The organism is Sulfurovum sp. XGS-02, from assembly GCF_023213175.1.
Lineage (GTDB): Bacteria > Campylobacterota > Campylobacteria > Campylobacterales > Sulfurovaceae > Sulfurovum.
The window spans coordinates 2,153,390-2,178,178 of the sequence record NZ_CP093312.1; the positions used below are offsets into that span (position 1 = coordinate 2,153,390).

Here is a 24,789-nt window from a genome sequence, read left to right on the forward strand (position 1 = left end):
TTTAAACAAACAGTAAGTAGACAAAGACCACAAACAAGATCACATGCAGGAAACCTTCAAGCATGTTGGTCTCCCCGTCATTAAAGTTCACGATACTCACAAGCAGTGTCAATCCCAACATTACCCCTTGTACCGGTGTGATGGCAAGGTTAAGATCCATTCCCATATAGCGTGTCACAACAATCACCGCAGGTACCGTTAAAAGTATAGTTGCCAAAGATGCCCCCAAAGCGATATTGACAACCGTCTGCATACGGTTATCTAACGCCGCACGCACCGCAGTGATAAGCTCCGGTGCAGCGGAGATAAGGGCTACACCCACCGCAGCTATGGAGAGAGGCAGTCCGAATGTCTTCATCGTATTTCCCATAAATATGGCCAAAATTTCCGAAAGCACCCCGATCATGATGATGGCCACGACAAGATTCACACCATGGTACCATCCGTTGATCTTATGCGGGTTAGGGGTACAGTGCCCCTCTTCATCACATATCTCCTCCTCTTCATGTTCATATTCGAAAAAGTATCTGTGCGATGCTACCTGAATACGTGTAAAGGTAATATAGAGCAAAATGAACATCACCACATTGAACATCATATAACTGTCGATATGGGCTGCATCCATAAAGTGTGGTACCACCATGGCGATACCTATGGCAACAAGCAGCATCGAGAGATAGGAGTTTGAAGAATCCACATTGTAAGGCTGTTCACCATACTTGATCCCCCCTATGATCGCTGCGAGTCCCAGCAGGGCATTGATATCGAGCATAACGGCCGCATAGATGGTATCACGCGCCAGTACAGGGTTATGCTCATGGACCATCATAATAGCGATGATAACGATCTCCACCACCACTGCAGAGATGGTCAGGATCAGCGTACCGTAAGGCTCCCCGAACTTTTCTGCCAGCATCTCTGCATGGTGTGCCACAGACATCGCTGCATAGATAATGACCACAAACAGTACAGAAAAACCTATAAGATTCCCAACTGTAGATGCTACCAGTGTATGTTCAAAAAAAGTGATACCAAAATAAGCGATGATCGCTGCAAAGAGACTATACTCTTTTGAAAAATTTTTGAGAAGTTGCATTATTTCAATATATCCTTATAGCTTTTGTTGGCATTGAATTTGAGTTTGTCCTCCATGCCCATAATACGCTCATCCCCTGCCCTATAGGCCTTTTTCAAACGTTTTATGATCTTGGCCTGTTCTTTTTCTTTTGTGATCTTGTGCTGTTTGAAGAATTTTTTGAGTCCTATCCAACGCTCCTCTTCAGCATCCATGCTCTCTTCTTCCGAGATCACTTCTATCGCTTCTTGGGATTGTTTCTGCTCTAACTGATGGACATAGAGTGTACGCATTTCATAAAATGCCTCTTTGAGCAAGTCTATCTCCCCTTTGAGTGTTGTTGAGATCTGTTTATTGGACTTTTTGAGGTCTTTGACGGTACCTTTGAGCACCGAGATCGTTTCATCTTTAGCTTTCAGCAGTGCTTTATAGTCTTTGGCGTCTGTGAGAGGTACAGAAATGTTGGTTTGCGTTGAGATAGGCTTTTTTGTAATGACTGTTGTCTCTTCTTCACGAGGGGCTGTCTCTTGTCCACTCTCATTGTCAACGACAATGTAAAGTTTACCATCTACGTTTTTCGCTGTCAATATCCCCCGTTTGATCTTCGCATAGACCGCCTGCCGTGAGATACCCAACTCCTGTGCATACTCAGCAGGTTTCATCAACTTTTCCATATTCTCCCCTCCTGTTTACAGTTTTGTAAATGATAGCATAAGTTTTATGAAAGGTTTACGGAGAAAACAAAAGATATCAGGTGCCAAACTTCTTCCAGGGAGTAACTATTTCAGTGATTATTTGTTTATTATTTGTTAAGCGATATTCACTATACTTTATAAAGGTCCATGAAACAACAAAGGAGTCTTGAATCATATCAGACAAAGTACATAATAGAACGTAAAGGATACCATTATGGAACATGTGAAAGATGTATTAAAAACCTCGTTGGAGGAGTTGGAAAGAGTACTGGATACCAAAACCGTCGTAGGAGAGCCGATCGTCATAGAAGGCAATACACTGATCCCGCTGATCAGTATCGGATTTGGCTTCGGTGCCGGTGGTGGTACCGGAAAGTGCAAAAAAAGTGATGATGAAGGCATTGGAGCCGGCACCGGTGGTGGTGGCGGTATCAAGCCGGTTGCCCTTGTGATCATAAACAAAGAGGGTGATGTCAGGGTTGAGCCTATCAAAAGCGGTATGGCTTCAGCATTTGAACATTTGGGCGAAACTCTTGGAAAAGTAATGCAGGATAAAGAAGAAAAGAGTAAATAGCATAAAAAAATAAGGATCGGTAAAATGATGGAGATCATAATTCTTCTGATCGGGTTTCTGCTCTTTTGTTTGGCTCTTCTTGCTATCCCCGTTGATCTACTTTTCTATCTGAAAAAAGATGAAACAATGGAGTACCGGGCAGAACTCTGTATACTGTTTGGTCTTCTGACTATCGATATGACCAAGCAGGATCAGAAAACAGAGAAAAGCACATCGCCAAAGAAGAAAAAAAGAGAAAAAAAGCCTCATCTACCGTCATGGGTAGAAAGCAAAAGATTTATCAAAAGACTAATGAGACTCAACATGGATCTTTTACACACTTTACATATCAAAGAATTAAGCATGCATTGGCACATTGGACTGGGTGATCCGGCAGATACCGGGATGATTTTAGGCATACTTCAACCGATCCTTCTACCTTGGGAAAACGCAACACTAAGTGCAGATTTTCAGGAAGCCGTCTTTGAAGGCTATTGTAAAGCACATATCCGCCTTTTTCCGATCCGGATCATAGGTTATATTTTAGCATTTATTTTTTCCGGGGCAACACTGCGTATGATTAAAAACAGTCTGATTAAATAGTCGTAAATAGAATAAAGGAGGCACTATGGAAAATCAGGAAGCTTACCAAAGAGCTAAAAAAAGAGTAGAAGCGAAGTTTGGGTTTTACACTCATCTAGCAGTTTACATAGCTGTATCTTTTTTACTTATCATTATCAACCTAAATACCTCTGCAGAATACTTTTGGTTCCAGTGGCCGCTCATAGGCTGGGGCATTGGCGTATTGTTTCATGCTTTGGGAGTATTTGTATTTCCTAAAAAATCCGCTGTCACAGAAAAGATGATCGAAAAAGAGATGAAAAAAGAAGCCTTAGAGACGGAAAAAAATGAAGATCACACACTTTCTCTATAATGCTTTTATCATAGAATCCGGCAATAAAAAAATAGCTATAGATCCAGGTGGATTGTTCTTTTATTTTTTCAGATTCACACCCTTAATACCTAGATCCGAATGGGAAAGTATCACACACATTTTCGTCACCCATGGCGATCCTGACCATTATTGGCATGCTGATAGAGTGGCAGAAGCCTCAAATGCGCCTATTATCTGTAATGCAACCATGGTAAGAAATATAAATGGAAAAAACTTAATGCTTGGTCCAAGAGATAAAGGTCTGGCATTTACAACAGAAATTCATACTATTCATACGCTTAGCGTTGATGAAACCATTGAGCTTGATGAGATGGTCATCACAGGGATCAAAACCACACATGGTCCACTTAGATTGAAATTTGGTCCTTTTTCCAAAACCCTGCACCCCGGTCCGGAAGAAAGAATCGGTTGGGGTTCTATGGGTTTTGAGATCGAGCTAGATGGAAAAAAGATCGTGAATCTTGGAGATACGCTTTTACATGAAAAAGAGTGGCAAAAGATTCATGCACCTGATGTATTGATGCTGCCTATCGGAGGGAAAATGGTACACAATACCATGGATGAACAAGAAGCTTTACAGGCAATACGTATCATAAAACCCAAACTAGTGATTCCCTGTCATTATAACTGCCCTGCTTTTTTTATTAAAAAATACAATCCGGCTGATGATGAGATGTTTAAAAAGGAAGTTGAAAAAATGGGTATCGAGTGTGCAATTCTCTACATGGGTGATTCAGTCGATTTAAACAACAATGCATAAGCACAATCCTCTCAAAATCTGGTTGAATTTTTTTGTACGTATGACTTTGTTTGCCGTTGGACTGCTGTGGCCAGCAGGTACATGGCAGTGGTGGGAAGCTTGGGTATTGGTTGGGCTTTGGAGTGTCTATGGCCTTGTTACGACTATGTATTTATTACGTCATGACCCTGCGTTACTGGCAGAACGATTAAAGCTTGTGCCGCTTCACAAGGAACAAAAGGCTTGGGACAAAGCCTTGATGCTACTTTTTTTTATTGCGGGTATTGGTCTTTATCTGCTTCCTGGCTTTGATGTGATGCGTTATGCGTGGAGTGACCCCTTGCCTCTATGGGTAAGAGTTATTGCAATGCTTGTACATATACCTTCCTTGGCACTACTGTTTTGGGTCATGCACGAGAACACCTATCTATCACAGGTAGTAAAAATTGATAAAGAACGTGGTCATGAAGTGATCACAACCGGCCCCTACGCAGTTATTCGTCATCCTATGTATACTGTAACGATCATTTTACTCTTCGCTGTTCCCGTTGCACTTGGATCTCGATTCTCATTGATTATTTCATTATTTTTGACGGTGTTGTTAATTGTCCGGACTTACCTAGAAGATCGTACATTACACGCTGAACTAGAAGGCTATTCTGAGTATGCTAAACAAACAGTTTACCGACTAATTCCAGGGATTTGGTAAGCTAGGGAGAATTGGTAAAACTGACACTATTTACTGAAATGAAAACCTCATAAAATTATATATTTTATAAGGTTATGAAAATAAGATGTGTTAAAATTTTACTACGATTTTTCTCCACCATTAACCATATTTGGAATAATATCTTTACCTTCTATTGATTCTGTTATTACCAGTAATAGTGCTACTGTTGCCACACCTAATTTAATCATTCCCTTGTTCATCCTGTTTCCTTTATCATATAGCTGAAGCATTTCTTAACACCATCGAATTGATTGCAGAGTAAAAGAGCACATATCTCTTGCACAGGGTTAAAAAGTTAGAACTTTGTTGCTTTGTATCACCCAATCAGCAAGAATTTTCATTGTAGAAGATACTTTTTCATCAAAATAAGGTTCATTTTTCAAAATACCACAACGTGCATTACATGAACCGCATACCTGTAAATGTACACCATCCCTATATAGTTCCTTTAACATCGTTACCAAGTCATGGTCATAGTTTTCAGGCTTAGTCATCTTATCTCGTGCCAAATCAACCGCATCATTCATTAAAAAAATGTGTACTTGTTCTTGGTTATTGTGTAACTCTTTGGCTAGTCTTAGTGCATTCCATGTTACATCAGAGCCATCATACGGCTGATGGTTTAGTATAATTGTAACCATCTATTTTTCATTTTTTAAGACCGTAGTGCCTAAACCTGTCTTTATAGGATACCCTGCATTTGCCCAACCTTTTAATCCACCTTTTAGGGTAGTTGCATTTTTATATCCCATCTCTCTTAAAACCTTAGAAGCCAAAGCGCCACGACCACCTCTACGGCAATACGTCACAATAACTGCATCTTTGTCTTTGATCAATTGCTCTACTTCCCATTCTAAATTACCTCGTGTGATAGCAAAAAAGTCTTCTGCATTCATGTCATCAGACGGAATACTTCCTTCTGATCTCTGTTCGCTTTCTCTTACATCAAGAACAATAACATCTCCGGCTTCATCAAGCAGGTTTTTTAATTTTTTAGGAGTCATTTCTCCCACTTCTTTTTTGGCTTGGTTTATTAAATCCATTTTACCCATGGGCTGAGCCATCATGACTAATGGTAATATTATCGGTAATATTAAGAGTATTTTTTTCATTTTTCTTCCTTATTTTAGTGTATTCATGAGCGATTTTAATGTCTCAAAGAGCGTGTTTGTTTGTATATGGAGTTCTTTGTTAGCCTTTAATGTATCTAACATCATTTGCATATTTTGTGTTGATATGACAATATGATTATCTTTCTCATATATCGCAATTCTACATGGCATAAAAGGTGCAAAGTCTGGCTCATCAGTTAATACAAGTGCAGCTACTTTAGCTTGACATACCTCATAGATATATACTTTTCTCTCTATAGGAAAGCCTTTCTCTTTAACAACTTCATGATAGACATAATGGTGTAAAAGTGCTAAATTAAGCTCAGTACATAATACATCTACTTTATCAACAATATCCTCAATATGCTTTTCACTTTTTACCGTATAAGTCATGAGCTGAAAGAGACTTTTTTTATCTATGAAATACTTCATAAGAAATTTTAACATTTTATTTCCTTATTAATTAATTAGGCATTTAACTAAATACTTAAGAGTATGCTATAATAATTAAAATTATATGTCAAGGATGATTATGTTGGATATGAATCAAAAAATTAAAATCTTTAAAGCATTGGGAAATGAAACACGGTTTTTAATTTTCAAAAATGTATTTACAGGAGGGTACACATGTTCACTAGATAAAAAAGATCCCAATGTTAATGTAAGTGCTCATGCAACTTGTGTAAGTACCATAGCTGAACATTTTGAGTTTTCTTTACCGACGATTTCAAAACATTTAAAAGAGTTACGTGAAGCAAACATAGTCACTATGGAAAAAAAGGGTAACAAGATTTATATAGAGCCAAACATTGAAACAGTTAGAGAACTAGGAGGGTGTTTTTCTACCCTCGTAGATAACTTTGAAAAAAATCGTGAGTTGTTTTTTGATGATGTTGTATTGAGCTAATATCTAAAAATAAGGTCTTTTTATCTCTGCTTCTGCAGTTTCCACTACTCTCTTATCTGGATAACCTTATAATCTAACATATTTTATAAGGTTATTCACTATAACGACGTTTGCAGACCGTAAATCTCTACGTTCCAATAGAAAACCTTATAAAATGTACTATATAGCACGTTTTATAAGGAATATGATTTTTTTACGTTTAAAGATATTTGTTAAAAGGTTTATATAGTATTGTAAACTGAATTTACTTTTGAGTTCCGTCGAGTACGGGAACAAAGAGACACTGTTCGATCGTTTCGGAAGTGATACGGCCATTTTTCTTGTAGTACCGTGTGATGATATGATAATTCTCAGCCTCTTCTACAGGTGCTACCAGTATCCCGCCTTCAGCCAATTGTTCAAACAGTACCGCAGGTATCTCTTTGGCTGTGGCTGAAAAGAGTATACGCTCAAAAGGAGCATACTGCTTCCACCCTCTTTGACCGTCATCAAAACGTGTAATGATATTGTGCATTTCAAGTGCAGAAAAACGGCTTTTTGCCTCTTTGAGAAGCTCATCGATACGCTCTATGGTAAAGACACGGCGACAGATCTTGCTGAGTATCGCTGCTTGATACCCGCTTCCGCAGCCGATCTCAAGTACGGAGTCAACACCTTCAAGCTCTAAGTGTTGTGTCATTTTAGCGACCGTTAGAGGGGAGGATATCCACTGGCTTGCCGCCAAAGGGAGTGCATCGAGCTGATACGCAAGATGTTTAAATTGAGAAGGGACAAAGGTCTCTCTGTCAACAGCCAAAAATGCCTCTCTGACATGCTCATCCAGTGCAAAGTGCTTCTCGATCTCTGCAACAAGATTTTGTCTCTGTCTCTCTTTTATCATCAATTCAAGTCCCTCATCCCAAATAATGCAGAAATTCTACCTAAAATCTAGTTAAAAAGGCTTTTCCGCTTATCATGAAGGTAGGTTTTCTAGTCCATCACTATGTAACGACGCATCTTTTTGATCTCTCTGAAGTCAATACTTCCTTCGACCGCTTCCAAGCTATCATTCATCGTCACTTCCCCGGTAGGTGAGATGATGGATGATGAACTTGCCATATCTTCATCACAGGCGTTGGAGACGACCACATAACATTGATTCATCACCGCCAGAGCACGGGAGAGTACTTCGAGATGTGTTTTGCGCTGTTTCCCCCATCTTGAAGGGACAAACACCACATCTGCACCCTCTACCTGCTGCCATAACTCCTTAAACCGCAGCTCAAAACAGATCAGTATGGCATACTTCACCCCTTCGATCTCAAAAGGTTTGATCCTCTTCTTTTTTCCTTCAAGAAAATAGAGGTCCTCATCCCCCAATTTAAAGAGTTTTACCTTCTCCTGCCGATGCACTACCTTATGCTTATGGATCACCACTGCCTGATTCACAAAATGCTCACCCTCTTCAAGAATCAACGTGAAGACCACTATCTGCTCATCCACCTCTTTTTTGAGTGTTTTCAGTGCATTGGCAGAAAATTTTGCAGCCGTGGCCATATGTTCATAATCGAACGCGGTCAAAAAGACTTCGGGTGCCACAACAATATGTTTGTCTTGGTGTTCTTTCAGGTGGTAAAGCAGTGTATCGAGGTTTTCCTGATACCGTTTGTGAGAAGGAAGCTGCAGCGTGACAACTTCCATGGTTTTAGGCAGGATCAACATGCAAAGACCTAAAAGTCATCCAGGTCCAAACTTCCTTTGGAGTAGTTCGTTACATTCCCTTCAAAGAAGTTCGTCTTTTGATCATTAAACTGTGAAAAGTTGTCTACCCATTTGATAGGATGTTCCACATTATAGATCTTCTCGAGTCCCACTGCATGCAGTCTTTTATCCGCAAGATACTGAATATACTGCTCGATGATATCATCTGTAAGCCCCAGTATCTGACCCTGAGTGATATAAGCTCCCCATTCACACTCAAGTTTTACTGCAGACCTGAACATTTCATACACTTCATCGATCAGCTCTTTGGTAAAAAGATCCGGTCTCTCTTTTCTGGTAGAGTTGATCATATTTTGGAACAGAAGAAGGTGTGTCACCTCATCTCTTTGGATAAAACGTATCATCTGTGCGGTTCCAAGCATTTTATCGGAACGTGCCAATGTATAGAGATAGGCAAACCCACTGTAAAAATAGATACCCTCAAGAATCTGATTGGCGAACATCGCTTTTACGATATTGGAATCTGTAGGGTTGTTTGTGAGATCTTCATAGACCTTTGCTATGGCATCATTTTTGGACTTGAGCATCATATCTCTTCTCCAGAGCTCATAGATCTCTTTTGAATTTGTCGATATACTGTCTACCATTACGGCATAGCTTTGGGAGTGTAATGCCTCTTCAAATGCCTGTCTTACCAAGATAAGGTTGATCTCGGGAGAAGTCATGTAAGGGTTAATGTTATCCATGATGTTATTGGTCTGAAGAGAGTCCATAAAAATAAGTTGCGCAAGTACTTTATCGTACGCCGACTTCTCTGCATCCGTAAGGTTTTTATAGTCATTGACATCACGGGTCATATCCACTTCTTTTGGGAACCATGTGTTATTTAGCATCATCTCCCATAGATTATAGGCCCATTGGTATTTGATGTCATTGAGTTCAAATATCCCTGTAGGATCACCACCAAATATCTTACGTTCTCCTGTTTTCTCTTCTGAATCAGGATTGTATATTCTTTTTCTTTCCATCTCTCCACCTTGATAATTTTTTCATCGATTATTTTAAAACATTATACACATTTTGGCTGATGATTTAGTAAGAATAATTCGATGAATGATTGATAAAAAAACAAACTCAAATGAGCGCTTGAGCTTGTACCCTTTAGACCTTCAACATCTATCGTCATTCTCGATGACGAAGAGGTGCTAAAGATCTGAACAATGCCCTAAGACACACAAACGTTTAGATAGGAGGATCTACTCTTCCCATTTATGTTTATGTGGGGTTCGTTCCAAATACTCATGATCATAGTCGTCATCATCATAGTATTCGTCATCTGCATCTGCCCATCCGAAAAATTCATCCGTAAAGACCTTATCATACCCCATCTCAACAAGCATTTCGTCAAGTACCGGATAATCTGTGCCTTTCGTTCTGCAATAATTCATAAGCGTTTGCATGTCCTCTTTCCCAACCCCGTTTACTTTCAAAGCAAACTCAATCTCTTGGAAGGTCATCCTACCCTCTCCTATTTTTTTAAATCACTGCTGATTAGACAGTTTCTCTGGAAGTTTTTATGTTTCTATCCATATTGGAATTATATGTCAAAATCTGAGATTTTACGCTAAAAAAAATCTTAATTTATCTAAAAAATAATGCTGACATTTTTATCATGGATGATCCTGTTTAGAGGAAGATGTAAAGGCGTAATAAAAAGGTAACTTTTCATGGGAAGTATTTTTGAAAAAAGGAGTTGCACCCATCAACGGAGAGTCAAGATGCATACAAAGTGAAAAGCTACCTAGAAAGCCTGAAGTGTCAAAAAGGGATAAAGAGTCCTTCATGACTTTCTTGTGGTAAGTATAACTCCATTGTATGAAACAAGTGTGAAATCTATCTGGCATTCATTCTCAAAGCGTATGATTCTTCTACCCTTTACCTTGCCAGACCCAACTTTTGAAACAAGATAACTCTCTTAAAGGAGGGTATTCACATGAGATGAGAATGCCCGTATATACACAAAAGCTATCTAGAAAACCATCGAGGCTTATAAAAGGGAGGGAGGAGTAACCTCAGTGGTTTTCATGCTGCTATTATAATCGTCTTGTGTGTAATGTTTGTGAAATTTATACGTGACTGGAAAAGTCATGCTTTAATCGTCAATTTGGCCACTTTTCAGTGCCTATAATAAGCATCTTTTTTATTTTTTTAATACCAGAGCTTAAAAAGAGGTTTAAAACGTCTTATTTCGCAATTTAGATAGCTTTATTCACCTTTTAAAGCTTTTTAACACCCACTGTACTAATTTATAATAGTTTTTACACAAAAAAATCTATTGATAAAGAAAGAGCGATTTCTTGCAATAGCCATTTTCATTTTATATATATCGGGACGAGACTTTTTTGGGATTCGTTTTATTCTTTCGTTGCATCAACAAAGAAAAAAAGAATGAAGGGGAAAGAGATCAAAGTTTTAGATTTAAAAATATCAGTTAGCACAGAAATTGTAGTAACTGTATAGAAACTAACTTATTAAGTATAAAAGAGTAAAAAACAGAAATATTCTCTTTATCAGAGAATAACTCCTATTTTAGTCCTTACTCACATCTATGTGTCATTATTGACAACCGACACACTCCATAGATCTATCTTCTACATCATTAGAAGATTCAGGAGATTGCGATCTTAGATAGTAGGTAGACTTCAATCCAAACTTCCAAGCATTCATGTAGATCTCATTGAGGTATTTACCACTTGCTTTATCCAGCGTGATAAAGATATTGAGACTCTGTCCCTGATCCAGCCATTTTTGTCTGATAGCTCCTGCTTTGACAAGAAGGTTTTGATCAAGATCATAACTAGGTGTATAGTACTGCCATGTGTCTGCCGTAAGATTCGGTGCAACGACCGGGATGAGCCCTGAGAGGTTCTCTTCAAACCACTTTCTTTTATAGACCGGTTCGATCGCTTGTGTTGTACCTGTCAAAATAGAGATAGAACTTGTCGGTGCGATAGCCATAAGGTAACCGTTTCTCATACCGTCTGTTTTAACTTTTTCTTTCAGCCCCTGCCAGTCATGGCTATATCCAAAGAGACCGCCTCTGTCAACCAGTTTACATGCATTCTCATTTGCTTTATCAATAGGGAAAATACCTTTGGACCAGTCTGAACCTTCAAAGTTCGGATAGGCTCCTTTCTCCAATGCCAGGTTACTGGATGATTCAATGGCATAATAAGAGAATGACTCCATCACTTCATCTATCTTGGTAAAGTGGTCATGACTTCCCCACTCTATCTGATGTTCTGCAAGCATCTGTGACTCACCCATGACACCAAGACCGATGGATCTTGACTTTTCATTTGTCTTCTTTACTTTTGCCAAAGGATAGAAGTTCAGGTCAATCACATTGTCAAGCATACGGATCGCGGTAGGCACAACACGCTCCATATCTTCTTTGGTATTGACATTGGCAAGGTTGACAGATGCAAGGTTACATACCGCTGTATCACCATCCGTTTTTTCTTTGTCAACGATCCATATCTGCTTACCATTAAGGCTGTCAAGTGCTGTCACCTTTTTAGCCGGTTTTGTTTTTCCGTTGTCTACCGTGAGCATCTCATTTTCATCATAGGCTTCGGTCGTTCCATCTTCGAATGTGAAACGTGTTTTATAGGTGTTCGGTGCAGTGTTTTGGAAGATCTCTGTACAGAGGTTTGTACTTCTGATCACACCTGCATGCTTGTTAGGGTTTGCTTTGTTTGCCGTATCTTTGAACGTAAGGAACGGGTTTCCTGTTTCAAAGTAAGATCTCAGCATCTCCTTCCAAAGCGCTTTTGCAGAGACTCTCTCTCTGGTAATATTATCATCTGAATTTTCAAGCTCTATATAACGTGCCTCGAACTCATCCCCATAGAGTGTTGTCAACTCTGACACTTCAAATGGATCAAAGAGTGTCCACATCTCATCTGCTTCTACCCTTTTCATAAAGAGGTCATTGAGCCACATCGCAGGGAAGAGGTCATGTGCCCTACGACGCTCTTCACCCGAGTTCTTTTTCAAGTCAAGGAAGTCACGTACGTCAACATGCCACGGTTCAATGTAAACAGCGATAGCCCCTTTACGTGTACCAAGCTGGTCCACTGCGATGGCAACATCGTTGGCGATTTTGAGGAAAGGTACGATACCCCCTGCGGCATGCTTATGCCCATCGATATATGAGCCCATACCACGGACGAGTGACCAGTCCCAACCGATACCTCCGCCAAATTTAGAAAGTAATGCCATCTCTTTGTATCCGTCAAAGATTCCTTCAATATTATCCGGTGTTGACCCGATGTAACATGAACTCAGTTGATGTCTCGGCGTTCTTGCATTGGACAGGGTCGGTGTTGCTGCCATCACTTCAAACTTACTCAAAATGTCATAAAACTTTTTCGCCCATGTTTGACAGTCAAACTCATTTTGCGCCAGGAACATGGCTACACCCATAAAGAGCTGCTGAGGCAATTCAATAGGCGTTCCGCTACGGTCTTTTAAGAGATATCTGTCATAGAGTGTACGAATACCAAGATAGGTAAATTGCAGATCACGCTCAGGCTTAATGTAATCGTTAAGATCGTCAAGGTCATATTTGTCTTTCAATCCAAGAACGATACGCCCCTCTTTCTCTCCACGTTCAAAATGTTCACGCAGATGGTTATAGCCTGTAAAACCGGTTACTTTATGGTAGAGATCGTAAAGAAAAAGTCTAGCAGCGACAAACGTCCAGTCGGGTCTGTCAATGTCTATCTTGTCAACCGCTGTTTTGATCAGCGTTTGCTGTATCTCTTGAGAAGAGATCATGTCACGAAATTGGAGCTTTGCATCCACCTCAAGTTCACTTTGACTTACCCGCACAAGTCCCTCTACTGCTGCGGCTGTATACTTCTGAATCTTGCCTACATCTAAAGTCTCTACTCTACCGTTTCGTTTAACAACTCTGATCATCTTTTCCCTGTCCTTTTGTGTTGCTTTGTCATCGTTTTTTATGACATTGATTAATCCGATTTTACTCAAATTTACCTTGTGTATTTTTGAAAAGTTGTATCATTTTTAGACATCTTTTTTATAAGATTTGGTGATGGCGTTTGAAAGGCTCTCTACCGGGGAGATTACAAAAGTATAAGGGTTATTTATAGGGGTGAAAGGGGAGGGGAAAAGTGTGATTGATCTATATTTTTTCATGGGCGAAGTGCCCATGATAGACTCTATTTATTGAAACACTCTTTTGAAAATAGCATCTACATTTTTTGTGTAGTAGTCATAATTAAAACATTCTCTGATCTGTGCCTCGGAAAGTTTAGATCTTAACTCTTCGTCTGCAAGCAAGTGTCCCAGGTACAAAGATTCACCTTCGTCATTCGTCGTTGGTTTACCTTGCTGGATCTCTTCCCATACTTTCATTGCATTTCTTTGAACGATCTTATACGCATCTTCTCTGCTTACACCCGCTTTAGGAAGCTCCAGCAGTACTCTTTGAGAGAAAACCAATCCACCCGTAAGGTTAAGGTTCTTCATCATGTTCTCAGGCATGACTGTAAGGTTTGCAATGACACTGTTCATTCTGTGCAGCATGAAGTCAGAAGTGATAAACGCATCCGGAAGCCAAAATCTTTCAGTAGATGAGTGAGAGATATCTCTTTCATGCCAAAGTGCTACGTTTTCCATAGCCGGAGCAGCATAGGCTCTTATCATACGTGCAAGACCTGTAATGTTTTCTGTCAAAATAGGGTTTCTTTTATGCGGCATAGCAGAAGAGCCTTTTTGACCTTTGGCAAAATATTCCTCAGCTTCATACACTTCTGTTCTTTGCAAGTGTCTGACCTGCACTGCGAATTTTTCTACAGAAGAAGCCATCAATGCCAAAGCAGTTGCCAGTCTTGCATATCTGTCTCTATGTACGACCTGGTTTGAACAAGGCTCAGGTTTTAAACCCAGTTCAGCCATGGCCAACTCTTCAAGCTCAAGCGGCGCATGTGCAAAGTTACCCATCGCACCTGAGATCTGACCTACAGCGATCACTTCCATTGTCTCTTCAAGGTTCTTAAGATGTCTGGCCATCTCATCATACCAGACTGCCAAAGTCAAACCAAATGTAATAGGTTCTCCATGGATACCATGACTTCTTCCTACCATAAGAGTCATTTTATGTTCTTCGGCACGTTTCTTGATAGACTCCATGAGCATCTTTGTATCTGCAATGATGATCTCCAGAGAAGCTTTCATCTGGAGAGCAACACCTGTATCTACTGCATCTGAAGATGTCATACCATAGTGGAACCATCTGGACTCTTCTCCGAGACTTTCGCTGACACTGGTGTTAAAAGCAATAAGATCATGTTTTGTAATCGCTTCTATCTCTTCTATTCTCTCCACTGAGAATGTAGCATTGTTCACGATCTTTTCGCAATCGTCATCAGGAATAAGCCCCAGTTTATTCCATGCTTTCACAGCGGCTTTTTCAACCTCAAGCCATGCTGCATATCTTGCATGTTGTGTCCAATGTTTTGCCATCTCTTCTCTTGAATATCTTTCAACCATTTTCTTTTCCTTGGTGTTTTACATTGCAACCCTCGTTCCCATGATCTCTGTGGGAATAGATATTTCAATACAATATAGAAACAAATTTTTTATGCTAGAATTCTACCAAAATAGCAGTTATATAAAGGTGAAGCAGAGATGCCATTTGTTAAAGAGAAGTTTACAGTAGCAGAGAAAATGCCTGCATTTGTATTTATCATGCGTACCTTTAATATGTCACAAGGACAAGCCCAGCGTGTCATCTCCAAAGGCAGGTTACTGATCGGGAACAACTCTTTTTTCCGTTCCGGAGAGCATATAGAAGGTGAAGTGGAAGTGGTCTATTTCAAACCCTCTTCACAAGGGAATTTCCCTCTCTTTCATACCAAAGACTTTATGGTCTTTGAGAAATATTCCGGTGTACTGGTCCATCCCAATACGATGGCAACCCCCTACTCCCTCCTCGATGAGATCCGTAGTGTTTCTGGTGATGATGCCAATGCTGTGCACCGTATAGACATGGAGACATCCGGATTGCTTTTGGCAAGTAAGCATAAGCACTCAGAATCTTTTTTGAAGCGCTCCTTTGAAGAGAGAAGTATCCAGAAATCCTACCTTGCATGGGTAGACGGTAAACTCACAGAACCCTTCTCTTCGAAAGAGCGTATCAAGGTCAACAGTGACTACAGCCAAAGCAAACACAAGGTCTTTATCTCTGAAGAAGGTAAAGCTTCGCATACAGATTTCATCCCTCTTGAATATGATGAAACCCTTGATGCTACGCTCGTTGCCTGTTATCCCCATACAGGGAGAACACATCAGATCAGAGTCCATTTGTTTCACGTGAAACATCCTATTTTGGGTGATCCCCTATATGGAACGACATTCAAAACTGCCAATGCTTACCTCGAAGAGGAACTCAGCCAGGAAGACCGTATAAGAGAAACAGGCGCAAGTAGACTGATGCTGCATGCCCATAGTCTGACCTTCAGTATGGGATCAAAATTTCATATAGAGAGTAAAAGTGATTTTGCTCAGATGAAAGAGCTGATCTGCGAGAAAGAAAAAAGAGTCTTTAACAAAAGTTAGGAGAAAGCTACTTCTCCTCATCACTCCTGGAATCATAGATAAACCAACCTACTCCGATCGCTGCAACAATGATAATAAATCCCAACATAAAAAGTTCCAAAGTTGACATTACACTTCTCCTTCTAATTCCTGTTCGCGTAGCTGACCGCAGGCTGCTGATATATCCAGTCCTTTAGACTCACGTATTGTACAATGCAACCCTCTTTTAGTCAGGTACTCCTGAAACTCTTTCATATCTTTTTCACTAGGACGCTTGAACTCCGTACCTCCGTACGGATTAAAATATATCAAATTGACCTTGGCTTTAATACCGTCAAGAAGAGAGAGAAGTTTCTTTGCTGCAGAGATATCATCATTGACATCCTTGATGACAAGATACTCAAACATCACTCTTTTTCTGTCATTGACAGGAAAGTTTTTTACCGCAGTGATGATAGACTCAATATTGTATGCCTTGTTAATGGGCATCAACTGTTGTCTCAACTCATCGTCAACCGCATGTAAAGAGATGGCCAGATTTACGCCCAGTTCCATTTTCCCAAGTTTTTCTATCTTTGTACTGAGTCCGGAGGTAGAGATGGTTTGTCTATGTGTGGCTATGGCCATACCCTCAGGATCAGCAAAGATCTTGACGGCTTTCGCCACTTCTGTCAGGTTGTCAAGTGGTTCACCCATCCCCATGAAAACAATATTGACACGACGGTTGGCATCGATCGCATTGTCTTTTTTGATCATCCGTACCTGTTCAACGATCTCACCCGCTGTCAGGTTACGCATAAAACCGCCCTTTGCGGTCAAACAAAAGGCACACCCTACCTTACACCCTACCTGAGATGAGATACAAACCGTATAACGCTCCTGATGTTTTACAGAGCCATCTTCATGATACTCTTTCTCTCTCATTAAAAGCAGTACAGATTCCACTGTATGTTTATCATGAAGTTCGAAAAGATATTTACGGCTTCCGTCTTTAGAATTTTGTACCATGACTGTTTTGAGAGGGGTAAGGGTATACTCCTCACCCAGTTTTTCTCTCATCTCTTTGGGTAGGTTTTTCATCTCTTCAAACGAATCTGCATACTTATGGTAGATCCAATTGTATATCTGCTTCGCACGGAAAGAGGGCTTGATCACTTCACCTAACTCTTCTTTTGTCAGATCTTGTATTATTTTTTTCATCTATTTACTTTCTTTTATATACTGGGTTAATCTCAGCATTGCTTCTTTATGGTTATCCATAAAATCTCTGTGTGCATTCTCATCACAATAGTTGGTCACAATGAAAATACCTGCCGCAGGAATATCAAAAGATTTTGCTACCTTCAGTACAGCATAGTATTCCATATTCTCTAAGTGGATATTTTTGGAAAGATACGCCTTCCCTATACTTTTATCCGTCGTAATATAATTGGAACTGTTCACGATTGTTTCACGTGAAACATCTTCTGCCGTGGAGACCATATTGTCTATAGGGGTATAGGAGCCCCCTGTGAAGAAACTGTTCTCTATGTTCGCTGCTGTTTTTGATTCTACAATGTCAAAGACTTTCTTTTTACCATACGAGCCTGCCGTACCTACGAACAATAGAAACTTTGGTTTTTGAGACAAACACAAACGTGTTAAATTGATCGCAACATCTGTCAACCCAATGCCGACAGGCAAAGCAAAATCAAATTGCTCGCTCTCTCCTGCACAAATGATCATAGGTTACATTCTCACCGGGATATTCTTCCCTCTAAGATAGCTTTTTAATTCCATTATGTCAATCTCTTTAAAGTGGAAGATCGAAGCCGCCAGAGCAGCATCCGCATGACCGATCGTGAATGCCTCTTCAATGTGCTGCATGGTTCCCGCACCACCAGATGCAATGACCGGTATATTGACAAGATCACTGATGCTTCTGTTGAGGTCGTTGTCAAATCCTGCTTTGGTTCCATCTGCATCCATAGAGGTGACGAGCAGTTCACCCGCACCTCTTTCATAGGCTTCTTTCGCCCATTCGAGTGCATCAATACCCGTATCGTTACGTCCCCCATGGGTAAAGACATGCCATTTGTCATCGCCGACTCTTTTGGCATCTATCGCCACTACGATACATTGGGATCCAAAACGTTTTGCTCCCTCTTCAATGAACCCAGGGTTCTTGATAGCTGCGGAATTCACACTGACCTTATCGCAACCTACATTGAGAAGGTTATAGATATCAGAGAGTTCTCTGATCCCTCCGCCTACCGTAAGAGGGATGAAGACTTCCTGTGCCACTTTTTTCACGACATCAACGATCGTGTCACGTCCTTCGTGGCTCGCACCGATATCAAGAAAAGTGATCTCGTCTGCACCCTCTTCATTGTAACGTCTGGCCACTTCTACAGGATCTCCTGCATCACGCAACCCGACAAAATTAACACCTTTTACTACCCTTCCGTTATCTACATCCAGACAAGGTATGATACGTTTTGCAAAATAATCCATCTAATACGCCGTTTTCCTCTCAAAATTATGATAAGATTATACAAAAATTATCCCAAACGTGGGATTAGTATCAATTATAAAGGTAGATTATAGTATGATTATTGAAAATTTAGCCGAATTTGCCAGTAAAAAATTTGGTCAAAACTTTTTAAAGAATGATATCTATCTTCATAAAATCATCCAAGCGATGCCCAATGACGATCTAAAAGTCGCAGAGATTGGGCCTGGCTTAGGTGATTTAACCAAAGAGCTTGTAAAAGTTCGAAATGTCACAGCATTTGAGGTTGATAAAAGATTATGTGAGCATCTTACAACTGAATTTGAAGAACCTATCCACAAAGGGCGCTTTGAATTACGGTGCGGGGATGTGCTTGAGCGTTGGGAGTCAGGAAGCCTGCTGGATGAGCCTTATCATCTGGTAGCCAACCTGCCCTACTATATCGCAACCAATATCATTTTAAAAGCATTGAAAGATGAACACTGCCAGTCTATCCTGGTCATGGTTCAAAAAGAAGTGGCTGTCAAATTTGCAGCGAGTGTGAAACAAAAAGAGTTTTCTGCTCTTTCTGTACTTGCGCAAACGGTAGGGAAAGCGACACTGTGTTTCGAAGTTGAACCCGAAGCATTTGTCCCCCCTCCGAAAGTGACTTCCGCGGTGCTTTTAATAGAGAAAGACCAGTCACTGGATGACGAGAGGTTTGAAGCGTTCTTAAAGATCGCATTTGCGCAACCGCGTAAAAAACTCTCTAAAAACCTTACGGCTGTTTTTTCTAAAGATATGGTACATCAAACCTTCGAAAAGTTGGGTATAGACCCCAACCTACGGCCTCATGAAGCTGAGACATCTATTTATCATCACATATATAATGAACTAAAGGATAATTTAGATGGAAAACAACGGTCAGAACAACGAAAGATCTCAAAATCAAGGGCAAAGAACACCCAGAGATAGAAAACCAAATCCACACAGACAAAATGCACAAGGGCAAAACAGCAACCGCCCTAACCCTAATCCGAACAGAAAACCGCATCCTAATAGAAAACCAAACCCTAATAGAGAAGTAAACGGTAATGTGCAGGACAGAGAAGCTCCGGACGGAAACAGAAAGCCAAACCCTAACAGAAAACCGCATCCTAATAGAAAACCAAATCCACATAGAAGTCAAGGTACAGAAGGAACTGGCAGTAGACAAAACCCTACCAAAAAACAACATCCTGGTAAAAAACCTCAGCAGAGCCGTGGCGGTGGGAAAAGCAGAGGTAGAAGAAAAAATGTTACCACGGTAAATGATACCATGAGAGCATCTCTTGAAGAGAATGCACGTGTAAAAGAATCTACCATGAATCCATGGAAAAAAATTGACATGGCAAGCAAAGGGAAGGTCAGATTTACACCACTTGGAGGTCTTGGCGAGATCGGTGGAAATATGGCTGTACTTGAAACAGAGACGACGGCTATCGTGATCGACGTGGGTATGAGTTTCCCTGATGAAACGATGCACGGTGTCGATATCCTGGTTCCTGACTTTTCTTATCTGCATGCGCTCAAAGGTAAAAAAGACGTGTATATCATCATCACCCATGGACATGAAGACCACATCGGTGCGATGCCTTACTTGTTTAAAGAACTGCAATTCCCTATCTATGCAACACCACTGGCACTTGCTATGATAGAAAACAAGTTCAATGAACATGGATTAAGCGCACACACAAAACATTTCAACTTCGTGACACTGAGAAAACAGTATCAGATCGGTGATATGCAGATAGAGTGGCTGCATAATACACACTCCATCATCGATGCCTGTTCTCTTGCGATTGAGACGCCTGCAGGTATCATCATGCATACGGCTGACTTTAAAATAGACCACACACCAGTAGATGACTATACAATGGACCTGCGCCGTTATGCCTACTATGGAGAAAAAGGTGTACTTTGTCTCTTCTCAGATTCTACGAACTCACACAACCCTGGATTCACAAAAAGTGAAAAAGTGGTGGGGAAAACGTTTGATTCACTCTTCGATCTTGCAAAAGGAAGGGTGATCATGTCAACTTTCTCTTCCAACGTTCACCGAATCTTCCAAGCGATGCAAAGAGCAGTAACACACGGAAGAAAGATCTGTGTGATCGGTCGTTCTATGGAGCGTAATGTCGAGACGAACAGAGCCCTTGGCTTTGTGGATATCGAAGACAAACACTTCATCGAAGTCCATGAAGTTCCTAAGTATGCGGACCATGAGGTCCTCGTCGTCACGACTGGTTCACAGGGAGAGACCATGGCGGCACTGAACCGTATGGCAACGGATGAGCATAGACATATCAAACTTAAGCCTTCTGATACGGTGATCATCTCGGCTTCAGCGATCCCAGGGAACGAAGCCTCTGTATCCAGCCTTATGAATAAACTGATGAAAGCCGGCGTCACGGTAAGATATAAAGAGTTTGGTGATATCCATGTCTCTGGACATGCGGCACAAGAGGAGCAAAAGCTCATCTTGAGACTGATCCAGCCTAAATTCTTCCTGCCTGTGCACGGTGAGTACAATCACATTGCCCAGCATGCGAAAACTGCTGTCTCTTGTGGTGTGGATGAGAGAAATATCTTGCTGATGAGCGATGGGGACCAGGTAGAGATCACGCCTAAATATCTCAAAAAGGTCAAAACGGTCAAGAGCGGTAAAACATACATCGATAACCAAAACAATATGACGATCGAGAACGATGTCGTACTTGATAGACAGAAACTGGCTGAGGACGGTATCGTCAATGTGGTGGCACAGATCAGTCAAAGCAACCAAAAAGTTGTTGGTAAACCGGTAGTAACAAGTCACGGACTTGTAGCGGCAAAAGAAGATAAAAAGTTCTCAAAAGAGATCGAGGTACTACTTGAAACGATGCTGCTCAACATGAAACCTGAAGCGTTGAAAAACCATAGAGATGTGGAGAATGAGATCCGTAATGTCGTGAGAAAACATGTGGTACGTACGAAAAAGAGATATCCTCTTATCATCCCGACGATCTTCATCATCTAATCTACTTCTGCCTTCAGGCAGGAGATAGGGTCATTTGACATATCTATTGTATCTGAAGAAACACCGTCATCTCTCCTTCACTGCTAATTATGCTATAATCCTCTAAAAATATATAAAGACTGGACCATGGATCTCATTAAAATTGCACAAGAAACTTTTCACATTGAAGCAGATGCCCTCTACAAAGCTGCCGAACGTCTGGACCAAAACTTTCTGGATGCCATTTCACTGATATTGGGGACCAAGGGAAAGCTCATCATCACTGGTGTAGGAAAATCCGGTCTTGTCGGTGCCAAAATGGCTGCGACTTTCGCCAGTACGGGTACATCAAGTTTCTTTTTACATCCGACAGAGGCGCTGCATGGGGACCTGGGGATGATAAGCAAAAACGATACCCTGCTTGCTATCAGCAGCAGTGGAGAGAGTGAAGAGCTGACCAAGATCCTTCCCCATATCAAACGTTTTGATATCCCGCTTATCGGGCTGACAGGAAATGCGCATTCATCGCTTGGCTCTTACGCAGATGTTTTTCTTGATATCTCAGTAGAGAAAGAGGCATGTCCCCTGGGTGCTGCACCTACGACATCCACCACTCTGACCATGGCACTGGGTGATGCTTTGGCCGTGGCACTCATGGAACAAAGAGGGTTTAAACAAGAGGATTTTGCCTCTTTCCACCCCGGAGGCTCGCTGGGAAGAAAACTTTTCGTGAAGATCAAAGATCTCATGAGAACCACAGACCTGCCTATCATCAAAGATACGACCACACTGAAAGATGCGATTGTGGCCATGAGCGAAGGGAAACTCGGTACCGTACTGATCGTAGATGAAGAAGATAGGTTTATCGCTATTTTAAGTGACGGTGACCTGAGACGCGCACTGATGAAAGAAGGATTCAGCCTGGACCACCTGGCCATAGAATATGCCAGCCGGAATCCTAAAAGCTATACCAATACAGAGCTACTGGCAAGTGAAGCCCTAGAGATTATAGAAGAGGGGCGCATACAACTTTTGCCTATCACAAACGATGCAGGCAAGATCATTGGTGTACTGCACATCCATGATCTGGTCAATGCCGGTATAAAAAGCAAATAAAAACGAGAAACAATGAGACTGAACAAATATATATCACATCACACTAAATACTCTAGAAGAGAAGCAGATAAGCTTATAGAAGAGGGTGAGGTCACCCTTAATAAAAAAGTGTTGAAAGATTTTGGTTATGAAGTAGAAGAAGGTGACCAGATCTATGTCAAAGGCAGACTGGTCAAGCCAAGCAAAGAAGTGACGGTGATCGTTTACAATAAACCCAAAGGGGTTCTAGTCACAAAAAAAGATGACAGAGGCCGTGCAACCATCTATCATAAACTACCAGGCAAATATAGGCACTTTGTACCCGTAGGCAGGCTGGACTATGCTTCGGAAGGACTTTTGCTCCTGACAGACTCTCCGGAAGTCGCAACTGCCCTTATGGAGAGCAGTTTAGATAGAACCTATAACCTGAAGATAGATAAACCCATCACCCAGGAGATGATCAGTGCGATGCAGGAGGGCCTTGTTTTGGATGATGCCCGTGCCGGTGCCCATGAAAAAAGCAAGATCTACAGCATGGAGTTCGCACCTTTTGTGCATTTTGAAATACGGGCAGAAGGCAAAAACTTTTCGAAGATTCGTGTCACCATTGCTGAAGGTAAGAACAGGGAGCTGAGACGTTTCTTTGCACATTTTGAAGCCAAAGTACTTGACCTTAAACGTGTCGCCTTCGGAGGGATAGAACTGAACAATCTGCCTACGAACAAAACACGTTACTTTACACGTAGAGAATATGATGATCTCCATAAATTCATGAAACGCAGAAAAAAGAATGCAGAAATAGAAGCAAAGAACAAAAGCAATGCACTGAAACAAGAAACACACAAATCTGATGCATCAAAAAAGTCGACCAAAAAAGATTAAGTTTTGCCAAACCTTGCACTCAAATACCGTCCTAAAACACTTGATGCACTTATAGGCCAAGCCCACCTTTTGGGTGAGGATGCCATCCTGCGGAAACTGATCACCACAGGCACCCTCTCCCACACGTTCTTTTACGGACCTCCGGGCTGTGGGAAAACAACACTTGCGAGGGTGATCGCCACCCTTCTGGATAGACCTTTCTACGAGATGAATGCCACCACTCTCAAAATCGAGGATCTGCGTAAGATCTTTAAAGAGTATACCAATGCCTTGCAGAAACCTCTTATCTTCATAGATGAGGTACATAGGCTCAGCAAAAACCAGCAAGAAGTACTCTTGCCTTTTATGGAGAACCAGGCAGCCCTGATCATAGGGGCCTCTACTGAAAACCCCTACTACTCGCTTACTGCTGCGATGCGTTCCCGTTCTCACCTTTTTGCACTCGAAGCGATCGATGAAAAAGAGTTGCATACCTATCTTGATGGCATCATTCAACTCGAATCGCTCACCATAGAAGAAGAGGCAAAAGAGTACCTTGTCTTCTCCAGTGGCGGGGATGTCCGTGCCATGCTAAATCTGCTTGAAAGCGCTGCTGCAGTTGAAAGTCCCATTCGCCTTGCCACACTCAAACAGATACGCCCTCATGCCATGCAGGCAGGAAGTGCGGAGAGCGAAAGCCACTATGAACTGACCTCTGCCATGATCAAAAGTATTCGGGGCTCTGATATCGATGCTTCCATCTATTATCTTGCAAGACTGATAGACGGGGGAGAACCCGCAGAATTCATTGCAAGACGTTTAGCGATACTAGCCAGTGAAGATATCGGAAATGCAAACCCCCCTGCTCTGAACCTTGCCAGTTCGACACTGAACATCGTCAAACATATAGGGTACCCTGAAGCGAGGATCTCACTTTCGCAGCTGGTCATCTACCTTGCCTCATCACCTAAGTCCAACAGTGCCTATATGGCTATCAACAGTGCACTGAAAGATATAGCCGGCGGAGAGATACACCCTATCCCGTCCCATATCAAAACGCATGCAAAAAACTATCTCTATCCTCATGACTTTGATGGCTGGGTCAAACAATCCTACCTTTTAACACCCAAGAAATACTATGAGTCCAAACAGATAGGTTTTGAAAAAACCCTTTGGCAATGGCATGAGAAAATAGTCTCTAAATCATAAAACACATTTTTCACACATTTCTGT

26 protein-coding genes are annotated in these 24,789 nt (G+C 41.2%); 12 read left to right on the plus strand and 14 right to left on the minus strand.

What is annotated here, in order from left to right; all coding sequences use genetic code 11:
- Position 1: 1 nt before the first annotated feature.
- Both MN086_RS10765 and MN086_RS10770 read right to left on the minus strand, forming a co-directional pair.
- Positions 2–1,096: a calcium:proton antiporter gene (locus MN086_RS10765; RefSeq protein WP_248575986.1), complete on the minus strand. Its 1,095-nt coding sequence runs from the start codon at positions 1,094–1,096 to the stop codon at positions 2–4.
- Positions 1,096–1,749 (minus strand): DUF3972 domain-containing protein, encoded by a 654-nt coding sequence (locus MN086_RS10770; protein WP_248575987.1) that lies wholly within the window; start codon positions 1,747–1,749, stop codon positions 1,096–1,098. The genes MN086_RS10765 and MN086_RS10770 overlap by 1 nt, the downstream gene beginning before the upstream one ends.
- 235 nt (positions 1,750–1,984) lie before the next feature.
- Here MN086_RS10770 and MN086_RS10775 point away from each other — a divergent pair, with 235 nt between their 5' ends.
- Genes MN086_RS10775 through MN086_RS10795 form a run of 5 tightly spaced genes read left to right on the plus strand, consistent with a single transcriptional unit; the run spans position 1,985 to position 4,726 of the window.
- Entirely contained in the window at positions 1,985–2,344 is a 360-nt protein-coding gene (locus tag MN086_RS10775) for a GerW family sporulation protein (RefSeq protein ID WP_248575988.1), read from the plus strand.
- 24 nt (positions 2,345–2,368) lie between these two features.
- Positions 2,369–2,926 (plus strand): DUF2953 domain-containing protein, encoded by a 558-nt coding sequence (locus tag MN086_RS10780; protein ID WP_248575989.1) that lies wholly within the window; start codon positions 2,369–2,371, stop codon positions 2,924–2,926.
- A gap of 25 nt (positions 2,927–2,951) precedes the next feature.
- The gene (locus MN086_RS10785) at positions 2,952–3,257 is read left to right on the plus strand and encodes a 2TM domain-containing protein (protein ID WP_248575990.1); all 306 of its coding nucleotides are present in this window, start codon (positions 2,952–2,954) and stop codon (positions 3,255–3,257) included.
- The gene (locus MN086_RS10790; RefSeq protein ID WP_248575991.1) at positions 3,232–4,038 is read left to right on the plus strand and encodes an MBL fold metallo-hydrolase; all 807 of its coding nucleotides are present in this window, start codon (positions 3,232–3,234) and stop codon (positions 4,036–4,038) included. The genes MN086_RS10785 and MN086_RS10790 overlap by 26 nt, the downstream gene beginning before the upstream one ends.
- The gene (locus MN086_RS10795) at positions 4,031–4,726 is read left to right on the plus strand and encodes an isoprenylcysteine carboxylmethyltransferase family protein (RefSeq protein ID WP_248575992.1); all 696 of its coding nucleotides are present in this window, start codon (positions 4,031–4,033) and stop codon (positions 4,724–4,726) included. Before MN086_RS10790 ends, MN086_RS10795 begins: the two co-directional genes overlap by 8 nt.
- 308 nt (positions 4,727–5,034) lie before the next feature.
- On the opposite strand, the gene MN086_RS10800 is transcribed toward MN086_RS10795, so the two are convergent.
- The 3 genes from MN086_RS10800 to MN086_RS10810 are packed head-to-tail and all read right to left on the minus strand — an operon-like array spanning position 5,035 to position 6,306.
- On the minus strand, positions 5,035–5,388 hold the full coding sequence (locus tag MN086_RS10800; RefSeq protein ID WP_248575993.1) for a DsrE/DsrF/TusD sulfur relay family protein: 354 nt from the start codon (positions 5,386–5,388) through the stop codon (positions 5,035–5,037).
- A complete protein-coding gene (locus MN086_RS10805; RefSeq protein WP_248575994.1) occupies positions 5,389–5,859 on the minus strand; it encodes a rhodanese-like domain-containing protein in 471 nt (156 codons plus the stop codon).
- A 9-nt stretch (positions 5,860–5,868) separates the two neighbouring features.
- Entirely contained in the window at positions 5,869–6,306 is a 438-nt protein-coding gene (locus tag MN086_RS10810) for a DUF302 domain-containing protein (protein ID WP_248575995.1), read from the minus strand.
- Positions 6,307–6,391: 85 nt separating this feature from the next.
- Between MN086_RS10810 and MN086_RS10815 the strand changes: the two genes are divergently transcribed.
- Positions 6,392–6,766: a helix-turn-helix transcriptional regulator gene (locus MN086_RS10815; protein ID WP_248575996.1), complete on the plus strand. Its 375-nt coding sequence runs from the start codon at positions 6,392–6,394 to the stop codon at positions 6,764–6,766.
- A gap of 244 nt (positions 6,767–7,010) precedes the next feature.
- Here the strand turns inward: MN086_RS10815 and MN086_RS10820 are convergent, their stop codons facing one another.
- From MN086_RS10820 to purB, 6 genes are all read right to left on the minus strand, one after another.
- Positions 7,011–7,646, minus strand: coding sequence for a protein-L-isoaspartate(D-aspartate) O-methyltransferase (locus MN086_RS10820; RefSeq protein ID WP_248575997.1), 636 nt, complete (start codon positions 7,644–7,646; stop codon positions 7,011–7,013).
- A gap of 89 nt (positions 7,647–7,735) precedes the next feature.
- Entirely contained in the window at positions 7,736–8,467 is a 732-nt protein-coding gene (locus tag MN086_RS10825) for a carbon-nitrogen hydrolase family protein (RefSeq protein ID WP_248575998.1), read from the minus strand.
- Between the two features lie 8 nt (positions 8,468–8,475).
- Entirely contained in the window at positions 8,476–9,495 is a 1,020-nt protein-coding gene (locus tag MN086_RS10830) for a ribonucleotide-diphosphate reductase subunit beta (RefSeq protein ID WP_248575999.1), read from the minus strand.
- Positions 9,496–9,723: 228 nt separating this feature from the next.
- Positions 9,724–9,984: a hypothetical protein gene (locus MN086_RS10835; RefSeq protein WP_248576000.1), complete on the minus strand. Its 261-nt coding sequence runs from the start codon at positions 9,982–9,984 to the stop codon at positions 9,724–9,726.
- Between the two features lie 1,099 nt (positions 9,985–11,083).
- Complete coding sequence (locus MN086_RS10840; RefSeq protein WP_248576001.1) at positions 11,084–13,453, minus strand: ribonucleoside-diphosphate reductase subunit alpha; 2,370 nt, start codon at positions 13,451–13,453, stop codon at positions 11,084–11,086.
- 264 nt (positions 13,454–13,717) lie between these two features.
- A complete protein-coding gene (purB, locus tag MN086_RS10845; RefSeq protein WP_248576002.1) occupies positions 13,718–15,046 on the minus strand; it encodes an adenylosuccinate lyase in 1,329 nt (442 codons plus the stop codon).
- Positions 15,047–15,184: 138 nt separating this feature from the next.
- On the opposite strand from purB, the gene MN086_RS10850 reads away from it, so the two are divergent.
- Positions 15,185–16,114: an RluA family pseudouridine synthase gene (locus MN086_RS10850; protein ID WP_248576003.1), complete on the plus strand. Its 930-nt coding sequence runs from the start codon at positions 15,185–15,187 to the stop codon at positions 16,112–16,114.
- Between the two features lie 108 nt (positions 16,115–16,222).
- On the opposite strand, the gene rlmN is transcribed toward MN086_RS10850, so the two are convergent.
- The 3 genes from rlmN to hisF are packed head-to-tail and all read right to left on the minus strand — an operon-like array spanning position 16,223 to position 18,586.
- Positions 16,223–17,293 carry a 23S rRNA (adenine(2503)-C(2))-methyltransferase RlmN gene (rlmN, locus tag MN086_RS10855; RefSeq protein WP_248576004.1) on the minus strand — a complete coding sequence of 357 codons (1,071 nt, stop codon included), beginning with the start codon at positions 17,291–17,293 and terminating at the stop codon, positions 16,223–16,225.
- A complete protein-coding gene (locus tag MN086_RS10860) occupies positions 17,294–17,818 on the minus strand; it encodes a purine-nucleoside phosphorylase (protein WP_248576005.1) in 525 nt (174 codons plus the stop codon).
- Positions 17,819–17,821: 3 nt separating this feature from the next.
- Positions 17,822–18,586: an imidazole glycerol phosphate synthase subunit HisF gene (gene hisF, locus MN086_RS10865; protein WP_248576006.1), complete on the minus strand. Its 765-nt coding sequence runs from the start codon at positions 18,584–18,586 to the stop codon at positions 17,822–17,824.
- Positions 18,587–18,680: 94 nt separating this feature from the next.
- Here hisF and rsmA point away from each other — a divergent pair, with 94 nt between their 5' ends.
- The 5 genes from rsmA (at position 18,681) to MN086_RS10890 (ending at position 24,765) form a co-directional block, all read left to right on the plus strand.
- Complete coding sequence (gene rsmA / locus MN086_RS10870) at positions 18,681–19,538, plus strand: 16S rRNA (adenine(1518)-N(6)/adenine(1519)-N(6))-dimethyltransferase RsmA (protein WP_248576007.1); 858 nt, start codon at positions 18,681–18,683, stop codon at positions 19,536–19,538.
- Positions 19,474–21,621: a ribonuclease J gene (locus MN086_RS10875; RefSeq protein ID WP_248576008.1), complete on the plus strand. Its 2,148-nt coding sequence runs from the start codon at positions 19,474–19,476 to the stop codon at positions 21,619–21,621. Before rsmA ends, MN086_RS10875 begins: the two co-directional genes overlap by 65 nt.
- A 126-nt stretch (positions 21,622–21,747) precedes the next feature.
- The gene (locus MN086_RS10880; protein ID WP_248576009.1) at positions 21,748–22,716 is read left to right on the plus strand and encodes an SIS domain-containing protein; all 969 of its coding nucleotides are present in this window, start codon (positions 21,748–21,750) and stop codon (positions 22,714–22,716) included.
- A 12-nt stretch (positions 22,717–22,728) separates the two neighbouring features.
- Positions 22,729–23,577, plus strand: coding sequence for a pseudouridine synthase (locus tag MN086_RS10885; RefSeq protein ID WP_248576010.1), 849 nt, complete (start codon positions 22,729–22,731; stop codon positions 23,575–23,577).
- Between the two features lie 3 nt (positions 23,578–23,580).
- Complete coding sequence (locus tag MN086_RS10890; protein WP_248576011.1) at positions 23,581–24,765, plus strand: replication-associated recombination protein A; 1,185 nt, start codon at positions 23,581–23,583, stop codon at positions 24,763–24,765.
- The last annotated feature ends 24 nt before the right edge of the window (positions 24,766–24,789 follow it).

What these genes read in the sequence shown, in the direction of transcription:
- MN086_RS10765 (WP_248575986.1), bottom strand. Translation starts at nt 1,096, where the DNA reads ATGCAACTTCTCAAAAATTTTTCAAAAGAGTATAGTCTCTTTGCAGCG.
- MN086_RS10770 (WP_248575987.1), bottom strand. Translation starts at nt 1,749, where the DNA reads ATGGAAAAGTTGATGAAACCTGCTGAGTATGCACAGGAGTTGGGTATC.
- MN086_RS10775 (WP_248575988.1), top strand. Translation starts at nt 1,985, where the DNA reads ATGGAACATGTGAAAGATGTATTAAAAACCTCGTTGGAGGAGTTGGAA.
- MN086_RS10780 (WP_248575989.1), top strand. Translation starts at nt 2,369, where the DNA reads ATGATGGAGATCATAATTCTTCTGATCGGGTTTCTGCTCTTTTGTTTG.
- MN086_RS10785 (WP_248575990.1), top strand. Translation starts at nt 2,952, where the DNA reads ATGGAAAATCAGGAAGCTTACCAAAGAGCTAAAAAAAGAGTAGAAGCG.
- MN086_RS10790 (WP_248575991.1), top strand. Translation starts at nt 3,232, where the DNA reads ATGAAGATCACACACTTTCTCTATAATGCTTTTATCATAGAATCCGGC.
- MN086_RS10795 (WP_248575992.1), top strand. Translation starts at nt 4,031, where the DNA reads ATGCATAAGCACAATCCTCTCAAAATCTGGTTGAATTTTTTTGTACGT.
- MN086_RS10800 (WP_248575993.1), bottom strand. Translation starts at nt 5,388, where the DNA reads ATGGTTACAATTATACTAAACCATCAGCCGTATGATGGCTCTGATGTA.
- MN086_RS10805 (WP_248575994.1), bottom strand. Translation starts at nt 5,859, where the DNA reads ATGAAAAAAATACTCTTAATATTACCGATAATATTACCATTAGTCATG.
- MN086_RS10810 (WP_248575995.1), bottom strand. Translation starts at nt 6,306, where the DNA reads ATGTTAAAATTTCTTATGAAGTATTTCATAGATAAAAAAAGTCTCTTT.
- MN086_RS10815 (WP_248575996.1), top strand. Translation starts at nt 6,392, where the DNA reads ATGTTGGATATGAATCAAAAAATTAAAATCTTTAAAGCATTGGGAAAT.
- MN086_RS10820 (WP_248575997.1), bottom strand. Translation starts at nt 7,646, where the DNA reads ATGATAAAAGAGAGACAGAGACAAAATCTTGTTGCAGAGATCGAGAAG.
- MN086_RS10825 (WP_248575998.1), bottom strand. Translation starts at nt 8,467, where the DNA reads ATGTTGATCCTGCCTAAAACCATGGAAGTTGTCACGCTGCAGCTTCCT.
- MN086_RS10830 (WP_248575999.1), bottom strand. Translation starts at nt 9,495, where the DNA reads ATGGAAAGAAAAAGAATATACAATCCTGATTCAGAAGAGAAAACAGGA.
- MN086_RS10835 (WP_248576000.1), bottom strand. Translation starts at nt 9,984, where the DNA reads ATGACCTTCCAAGAGATTGAGTTTGCTTTGAAAGTAAACGGGGTTGGG.
- MN086_RS10840 (WP_248576001.1), bottom strand. Translation starts at nt 13,453, where the DNA reads ATGATCAGAGTTGTTAAACGAAACGGTAGAGTAGAGACTTTAGATGTA.
- purB (WP_248576002.1), bottom strand. Translation starts at nt 15,046, where the DNA reads ATGGTTGAAAGATATTCAAGAGAAGAGATGGCAAAACATTGGACACAA.
- MN086_RS10850 (WP_248576003.1), top strand. Translation starts at nt 15,185, where the DNA reads ATGCCATTTGTTAAAGAGAAGTTTACAGTAGCAGAGAAAATGCCTGCA.
- rlmN (WP_248576004.1), bottom strand. Translation starts at nt 17,293, where the DNA reads ATGAAAAAAATAATACAAGATCTGACAAAAGAAGAGTTAGGTGAAGTG.
- MN086_RS10860 (WP_248576005.1), bottom strand. Translation starts at nt 17,818, where the DNA reads ATGATCATTTGTGCAGGAGAGAGCGAGCAATTTGATTTTGCTTTGCCT.
- hisF (WP_248576006.1), bottom strand. Translation starts at nt 18,586, where the DNA reads ATGGATTATTTTGCAAAACGTATCATACCTTGTCTGGATGTAGATAAC.
- rsmA (WP_248576007.1), top strand. Translation starts at nt 18,681, where the DNA reads ATGATTATTGAAAATTTAGCCGAATTTGCCAGTAAAAAATTTGGTCAA.
- MN086_RS10875 (WP_248576008.1), top strand. Translation starts at nt 19,474, where the DNA reads ATGGAAAACAACGGTCAGAACAACGAAAGATCTCAAAATCAAGGGCAA.
- MN086_RS10880 (WP_248576009.1), top strand. Translation starts at nt 21,748, where the DNA reads ATGGATCTCATTAAAATTGCACAAGAAACTTTTCACATTGAAGCAGAT.
- MN086_RS10885 (WP_248576010.1), top strand. Translation starts at nt 22,729, where the DNA reads ATGAGACTGAACAAATATATATCACATCACACTAAATACTCTAGAAGA.